Origin of the sequence: Synechococcus sp. EJ6-Ellesmere, from assembly GCF_024345875.1 — a bacterium.
Taxonomy (GTDB): domain Bacteria; phylum Cyanobacteriota; class Cyanobacteriia; order PCC-6307; family Cyanobiaceae; genus Regnicoccus_A; species Regnicoccus_A antarcticus.
This window is the reverse complement of sequence record NZ_JAGQBY010000164.1, coordinates 1-6,855: the sequence shown is the minus strand read 5'-3', so window position 1 is coordinate 6,855 and position 6,855 is coordinate 1. Positions and strand designations below refer to the sequence as shown.

Annotated in this window: 9 protein-coding genes; 4 read left to right on the top strand and 5 right to left on the bottom strand. The window is 69.3% G+C overall.

Annotated elements, in window-relative coordinates:
• Positions 1-901, top strand: a 901-nt coding sequence (locus tag KBY78_RS14840; protein WP_255144283.1) for a chloride channel protein, incomplete at its 5' end; no start/stop codon positions are given.
• 27 nt (positions 902-928) lie between these two features.
• Here KBY78_RS14840 and KBY78_RS14835 read toward each other — a convergent pair.
• The 3 genes from KBY78_RS14835 to KBY78_RS14825 are packed head-to-tail and all read right to left on the bottom strand — an operon-like array spanning position 929 to position 3,167.
• Entirely contained in the window at positions 929-1,876 is a 948-nt protein-coding gene (locus tag KBY78_RS14835; protein ID WP_006173252.1) for an RluA family pseudouridine synthase, read from the bottom strand.
• Positions 1,873-2,784, bottom strand: a complete 912-nt coding sequence (gene ylqF / locus KBY78_RS14830) for a ribosome biogenesis GTPase YlqF (protein WP_255144282.1) — start codon at positions 2,782-2,784, stop codon at positions 1,873-1,875. Before ylqF ends, KBY78_RS14835 begins: the two co-directional genes overlap by 4 nt.
• Positions 2,784-3,167: a universal stress protein gene (locus tag KBY78_RS14825; RefSeq protein ID WP_006173250.1), complete on the bottom strand. Its 384-nt coding sequence runs from the start codon at positions 3,165-3,167 to the stop codon at positions 2,784-2,786. Before KBY78_RS14825 ends, ylqF begins: the two co-directional genes overlap by 1 nt.
• Positions 3,168-3,304: 137 nt before the next feature.
• Between KBY78_RS14825 and KBY78_RS14820 the strand changes: the two genes are divergently transcribed.
• Positions 3,305-4,510, top strand: coding sequence for a phosphoglycerate kinase (locus KBY78_RS14820; RefSeq protein ID WP_255144281.1), 1,206 nt, complete (start codon positions 3,305-3,307; stop codon positions 4,508-4,510).
• A 6-nt stretch (positions 4,511-4,516) separates the two neighbouring features.
• Here KBY78_RS14820 and KBY78_RS14815 read toward each other — a convergent pair whose 3' ends face one another.
• Positions 4,517-4,963: a hypothetical protein gene (locus KBY78_RS14815; protein WP_255144280.1), complete on the bottom strand. Its 447-nt coding sequence runs from the start codon at positions 4,961-4,963 to the stop codon at positions 4,517-4,519.
• 71 nt (positions 4,964-5,034) lie between these two features.
• On the opposite strand from KBY78_RS14815, the gene KBY78_RS14810 reads away from it, so the two are divergent.
• On the top strand, positions 5,035-5,937 hold the full coding sequence (locus KBY78_RS14810; protein ID WP_255144279.1) for an NAD(P)-dependent oxidoreductase: 903 nt from the start codon (positions 5,035-5,037) through the stop codon (positions 5,935-5,937).
• Here KBY78_RS14810 and KBY78_RS14805 read toward each other — a convergent pair.
• The gene (locus tag KBY78_RS14805) at positions 5,927-6,676 is read right to left on the bottom strand and encodes a hypothetical protein (protein WP_006173246.1); all 750 of its coding nucleotides are present in this window, start codon (positions 6,674-6,676) and stop codon (positions 5,927-5,929) included. The two genes, KBY78_RS14810 and KBY78_RS14805, sit on opposite strands and share 11 nt — an antisense overlap.
• Before the next feature lie 72 nt (positions 6,677-6,748).
• Between KBY78_RS14805 and KBY78_RS14800 the strand changes: the two genes are divergently transcribed.
• Positions 6,749-6,855, top strand: a 107-nt coding sequence (locus KBY78_RS14800; RefSeq protein ID WP_255144285.1) for a glycosyltransferase, incomplete at its 3' end; no start/stop codon positions are given.

The window sequence follows — 6,855 nt, the reverse complement described above, 5'->3', positions numbered from 1 at the left end:
GGGGGGGGGGGGGGGCGCCAGGGGGAGCACCCGCCGGTCGGCCGTGGCCATCGGCAGCGGTGCCGGCCTCGCCGCCATCTTCCACTCCCCCCTGGGGGGTCTGGCCTACACCCTCGAGGAACTGCTCAAGAAGGCGGACATCCGCGTCAACGCGATCGCCACCTTCGCCACCTTCGCCACGGTGGCCTGGACGCGCCTGCTCTCGGCCGCGCCGACATCGCCGGCCTGGATGCGCAACCTGAACCCGGTCGTGGTCGACCCCAGCCGCATCGACACCTTCCGCCTGGTGGACATCCCCTTCCTGCTGCTGCTCGGGGTGCTGGCCGGACTGCTGGCCATGCAGTATCAGCGCTGGGTGCTGCGCCTGCTGCTCCTCTTCCGGCGCTGGCGGTTACCCCCCTGGCAGCTGCTGCCCCTGGTGGGGCTGGTGATCGGCGCGGGGGCGGCGGCGCTGCCCTCCTCCTTCGACAGCCCGGACAAGCTGGGCTTCGACACCCTGCTGGGCCTGACCACGCCGGTGCTGGCCCTGCTGGCCCTGGTGGTTCAGGCCATCGGCACGGCGGTGGCGGTGGCGGCGGAGGCCCCTGGGGGCATCCTCGCCCCGGCCCTGGTGGTAGGGGCCTCCCTGGGGACGCTGCTGAGGGAATTCAGCCTGGTGGTGGTCCACTACGCTCCCGCCTCGCTCCTGTTCGCCGGTGGGGCCGCCTTTCTGGGGGCGCTCACCCGCACACCTCTGACGGCGATCCTGCTCAGCTTCGAGCTGAGCAAGGATTACGCCCTGCTGCTGCCGATCGGCTTCGCCGTACTCGCCGCCATCGCCGTGGCTGATCTGTTCGAGCGTGACACCCTGTTCGATCTGATGCGCGAGGAGACGGAGGAGGAGCTGCGCCGGGCCGGCTGATGTGGGGGTTCGCCGCGGTGGACTGGATCAGCAGCGCTGGCGCAGCAGGTGGAGGAGGCGCTCGAACGGCTCCGGCAGGGGAGCCTCGAAGGCCAGCCGCTCACCGCTGATCGGATGATCCAGGCCGAGAGCCACCGCATGCAGGGCCTGGCCCGGGAGCTCAAGCGGCAGCTTGCGGCAGCGGCTGTAGGTGACATCGCCCACGATCGGATGGCCGATGTGGGCGCAGTGGACGCGGATCTGATGCGTGCGGCCGGTGTCGAGCCGGAAGCGCAGCAGGGAGTAATCGCCGAGGCGCTCGATCAGGGTCCAGTGGGTGCAGGCGAAGCGACCCTTCTCCTCGGCCACCACGGCGTACTTCTTGCGATCGGCGGGATGACGGCCGATCGCCCCCACGATCGTGCCGCTGGAGGCCGCAGGCGCCCCATGCACCACCGCCAGGTATTCCCTTGAGGCCACCCGCTTCTGGATCTGCACCTGCAGCCGCACCAGAGCCTCCTGGCTCTTGGCGACCACGATGCAGCCGGTGGTGTCCTTGTCGAGGCGGTGCACGATGCCAGGGCGCATCTCACCGCCGATCCCGGGCAGATCGGGGCAGTGGTGCAGGAGACCGTTCACCAGCGTGCCGTCGCGGTTGCCCGGCGCCGGATGCACGGTGAGGCCGGCCGGCTTGTTGAGCACGATCAGGTGGGCGTCCTCGAAGAGGACATCGAGCGGGATCGGCTGGGGCAGCAGGTAGGGCAGTGGTTCGGGCGGCGGCATCCACAGCTGCACCTCGTCGTGGAGCCGCAGGGGAGTCTTGGCCCGGCCCGTGACGCCATTGACGCGCACGTAGCCGGCATCGATGAACTTCTGGATGCGGGCCCGGCTCTGCTCCGGGCGTTGCGCGACCAGCCAGCGGTCGAGCCGCATCGGCAGCGGCTTCGGGTACTGGAGCGTGAGCAGCTCCCCCTCTCCTTCGCCGAATCCAGTCATGCCGGATCAGGGGGCAGCTCCAGAGCAATCGGACCGAGCAGGGAGCGGCGGAAGTCGTCGAGCAGGCGCTGGGGCATGCGGGCCGTGTCGCCGCTGGTGTGGCGGGCGGCGGCGGCCTCCAGCCAGCTCCAGCCATCCATCGGGGAGGGCACCGGCACGCCGTAGCGCCCCAGCACACCGCCGGAAGAGATGCCCGCTGCCGGATGCTGCTGCAGCGTCTCGAGCAGGCGCAGAAACGCCACGGCCACCGCTTCGCCGTCATAGGCGGCCTGGCCGATGTCGTCGCAGAGGGCCAGCAGCAGGGCGGCGCGCTGGTCATCGAGGCGCGGCGGCAGCACCCCGGGGGCATCGAGCAGATCCAGCTCCTGGCCCAGGCGCACCCAGCGCAGGGTACGGGTGACCCCGGCGCGGCGGGCGCTGTCGACCACCTTCTGGCGCACGAGGCGGTTGATCAGGGCTGATTTGCCCACGTTGGGGAAGCCGAGCATCAGGGCGCGCACCGGCCGTGGCCGCATGCCCCGGCCGGCGCGGCGAGAGTTGAGCTGCGATCCGGCGCGGATCGCCGCCTCCTGCAGCTGCTTCACGCCGGTACCCACCTTGGCGTCGCACCACCAGGGGGTCTCGCCCCGCTCGCGCAGCCAATGGTCCCAGGCCTGGCGCGCCGCCTCGTTGATCATGTCGCGGCGGTTAATCACCAGCAGGCGCGGCTTGGCCTTCATCCAGCGCTGCAGGCGTGGGTGGCCTGTGGCCCGGGGGATGCGGGCATCGCGCACCTCGATCACCAGATCCACCTTGGCGAGCTGGGTGAACAGCTGCCGCTCCGCCTTGGCGATGTGCCCGGGATACCACTGGATTGCGGGGGCCGACTGGCTGAGGCCCTCACCAGCGGGCGTGGCGATCCCCTCCATCAGGGCACCACCAGCACAGGGCAGGGGGCTAGCTGGATCACCCGCGAGGCGGTGCTGGGCTGATCGGCCTCCAGGGAGAGGCCACGGGTGCCCATCACGATGAGGTCGGCATCGATCTCGTCGGCCACATCCCCGATCACGAAGGCGGGCCGCCCTTCCCGCTCAATCACCTCACAGGCCACACCAGCCTGCTCGAAATGGCTGCGGGCCTGCTCCAGCAGCCGCTCCACGGCGGCGGCGTCGTGCATCAGGCCCTCTTCGGCCTCCACCACGGAGAGCACCACCAGGCGGCTGCCGTGCTGCAGGGCCAGCTTCAGGGCAACGGCCGCCGTGTCCATGGTCTGGCGGCTCTGGTCGATCGGAAACAGAACAGTGTTGAACATGGGTTCGCCATCCAGTGGTCGCCATCCCGGCGCAAGGGTCGGACAGAACGTGCCGCCCCACTTGTCCTAGCGCCCGCCTGGAGCCTGAGCCGAGGGCTGCGGGTTAATCTCTCCCATCCTCGATCTCCCCAGACCCCATGGCGAAGCGATCCCTGACCAGCCTGTCCGCGGCCGATCTGCAAGGCAAGCGTGTTCTGGTGCGGGTCGACTTCAACGTACCTCTGGATGAGAGCGGTGCCATCACCGACGACACCCGCATCCGTGCGGCCCTGCCCACCATCCACGACCTCATCTCCAAGGGCGCCAAGGTGATCCTGGCCGCCCACTTCGGCCGGCCCAAGGGCGAAGTGAACGAAGCGATGCGCCTCACCCCGGTGGCCGCCCGTCTGAGCGAGCTTCTGGGCAAGCCGGTCGTGAAAACCGACAGCTGCATCGGCCCCGATGCCGAGGCCAAGGTGGCGGCCATGGCCGACGGTGATGTGGTGCTGCTGGAGAACGTGCGTTTCTTCGCCGAAGAAGAAAAGAACGACACCGAATTCGCCAAAAAGCTGGCGGCTCTGGCCGAGGTGTACGTGAACGACGCTTTCGGTGCCGCCCACCGGGCCCATGCCTCAACCGAAGGCGTGACGGAATACCTCAAGCCCAACGTGGCCGGTCACCTGATGGAGAAGGAACTCCAATACCTTCAGGGCGCCATCGATGAGCCCAAGCGTCCCCTGGCGGCGATCGTGGGCGGCTCCAAGGTGAGCAGCAAGATCGGCGTGCTCGAAGCCCTGATCGACAAGTGCGACAAGGTGCTGATCGGCGGCGGAATGATTTTCACCTTCTACAAGGCCCGTGGGCTGGCGGTGGGCAAGAGCCTGGTGGAGGAGGACAAGCTGGAGCTGGCCAAGGAGCTGGAGGCCAAGGCCAAGGCCAAGGGCGTTCAGCTGCTGCTGCCCACCGATGTGGTGCTGGCCGACTCCTTCTCACCCGACGCCAAGACGCTCACCACCTCGGTGAACGTGATCCCCGACGGCTGGATGGGTCTCGATATCGGCCCGGATTCGCTCAAGGCCTTCCAGGCCGCCCTGGCCGACTGCAAAACGGTGATCTGGAACGGCCCCATGGGCGTGTTCGAGTTCGACAAGTTCGCCGCCGGCACCAACGGTGTGGCCCACACCCTGGCCGAGCTGAGCAGCAAGGGCTGCTGCACGATCATCGGCGGCGGTGATTCCGTGGCAGCGGTGGAAAAGGTGGGCGTGGCCGAAAAGATGAGCCACATCTCCACCGGCGGTGGTGCCAGCCTCGAGCTGCTCGAGGGCAAGGTGCTCCCCGGCGTCGCCGCCCTCGACGACGCCTGAAGCCGCTCAGATCTGGTCAGCCGGATCCGACCAGGCCCCGGCCTTGCCGCCCTTGCCACGGGGGCCGTCACCGCGGCGGCCTTGGGGAACCGGTAGACCCAGCCGCTGATGCAGGGCCCGGGCCTCCTCCCGGTTCCGGTTCATCAGCTCGCGCCTGGCCTGGCGTTCCGTTTGGCGGCAGGCGCTGAGTGCCTCCAGGTCCTTGGCCTCGTTCAGACAGCGCTCTCCTTTCTGGAGGATGCTGATCTGGTCGCTATGAGCCTTCAACGACAGACTGCGCTGCCCTTTGAACAGCTCACTTTTCTGGTTGGGGGTCAGCTGGATGCGCGTTGGTGCAGGCCGGACGCTGGGAGCGGCGCCGGTCTGGGCCTGGCTTGAGCCCACCTGCAGCAGCATCGCCAGGGCGGCGGCGGGCGGGATCAGCACAAGCTGGGCCCTGCGGATGAAGGACATGGCGATGATGGTTCGAAAGGTCCATGCTCCCGTAGCCGGATCACCAGGTGCCAACTGAACGGGCAGGACTGATGACCAGATCTTTCCCGGCCGTGGCCTTCCTCGGGCTGGGGGCCCTTGGTGCACCGATGGCGGAGAGGGTGCTGGCGGCTGGGTTTCCCCTCACCGTCCACAACCGCACCCGTGCGGCGGATGAGCAGCTGGCCAGCTCAGGAGCCACCAGGGCCGCCACAGCGGCTGAAGCGGCGGCCGCAGCGGAGCTTATCGCCGTCTGCGTCAGCGATGACACCGCCGTTGAGGAGGTCCTCTTTGCCCCAGCCGGGGTGGCCGAGTCGGTGACTTCAGGCTCCCTGGTGATCGACTTCTCCACCATTGCGGCAGCCACCAGCCAGCGCCTGGCCGCCCGCCTGGGCGAGTTGGGGGTGGGCTATCTCGATGCCCCGGTCACCGGAGGGACCGAGGGGGCTCGTGCCGGCACGCTCTCCCTGCTGGTGGGAGGCGCCAGCGACCAGCTGGAGCGGGCCCGGCCCCTGATGGAGGTAGTGGGCGGCCGGATCAGCCACTTCGGCCCGGTGGGATCCGGCCAGCAGGTGAAGGCCGTCAACCAGATCCTGGTGGCCGGGAGCTATGCCGCCCTGGCGGAAGGTCTGGCTCTGGCCAGGGCCCTGGGGCTGCCGCTGCAGCAGGTCTGCGCCGCCCTCGAAGGGGGCGCCGCCGGCTCCTGGGCCCTGCAGCACCGTGCCGGCCAGATGATCGAGAACACCTACCCCCTCGGCTTCCGCCTGGCCCTGCACCGCAAGGATCTGGCGATCGCTCTCGAAACAGCCTCCATGGCCGGAGTGACCCTGCCGATCAGCACCAGCGTGGCCGGGATCGAAGATGCCCTGATCGCCGCCGGACACGGCGACGAGGATGTGTCTGCGCTGGCCCGGTGGTTCCAGCCAGACCTGGGCCCCGACACCCTCAGGGGGTGAGCGCGGCTTTGTCGGCCACCACCCGCACGCGCTTGGTGGTGCTGACGATGCCCTTGGGATGCACCAGCAGCACGGCCCAGGTCTGGCTGCCGGGCGTCAGGGGCGCCTGCACCGACTTGAACAGTCCTCCGCCACCGAGAGCGGCCAGCTCCAGGTCAGGGGTTTCCAGGGCACTGATCTGCGCCGGGGTGATCGCGGCGATGCCACCGGCGGCGACCGCCCCATCGAGCGGTTCATCGAAGACCACATCCACGTCGTAGCGCTGACCGGTGAGCACCGCATCCGGAATCAGCACGCTGACCGGCAGGTTCGCCTCACCGCTGCGCAGGGTGGTGGTTTCGCGGATCAACTCCTGGCCGTTCAGCCGGGAGCCGGTGGCACTGAGGGCGAGGAGCTGCTCCGCCTGAAGGGTGTAGCGGAATGGGCCTTCGGAGCGGCTGCCGCTCACCACAATCGCCACGGTGGGGCGGCCATCCCGCAAGGGGGTGCCTGGACTCACCTGCCAGCGGGCATCCGGGAAGCGGTCGCGCAGGATCTTGTAGCGGGCCTCCAGCCGGGCAGGATCCAGGCCAGGGCCAGACTCCACCAGGGCAGCCAGATTCGAGGACTGGCCGCTGTTGAGCGCTGCCTCCAGGCTCTGGAGCAGGGCCGGAGTCGGCGGAGCGGCCTTGGCCGCCGGCAGCGCGGCGACCACCGAGGCCGCGAGCAACGCGGCGAGGAACGGGCGGGACTGCGGCATCGGGGTCAGCCATGGCGGCCCTTTTAAGTTAGGCGCGCCCCGGTAGCGCTCCGCGCGCATCAGCGAAGCTCCATGTCCAGGCTCCTGATCGCGGCCAGCGGCACCGGCGGGCATCTCTTCCCCGCTCTGGCGGTGGCGGAGGGCCTGCCCCAAGACTGGCAGGGGGAGGGGGTTGGGGG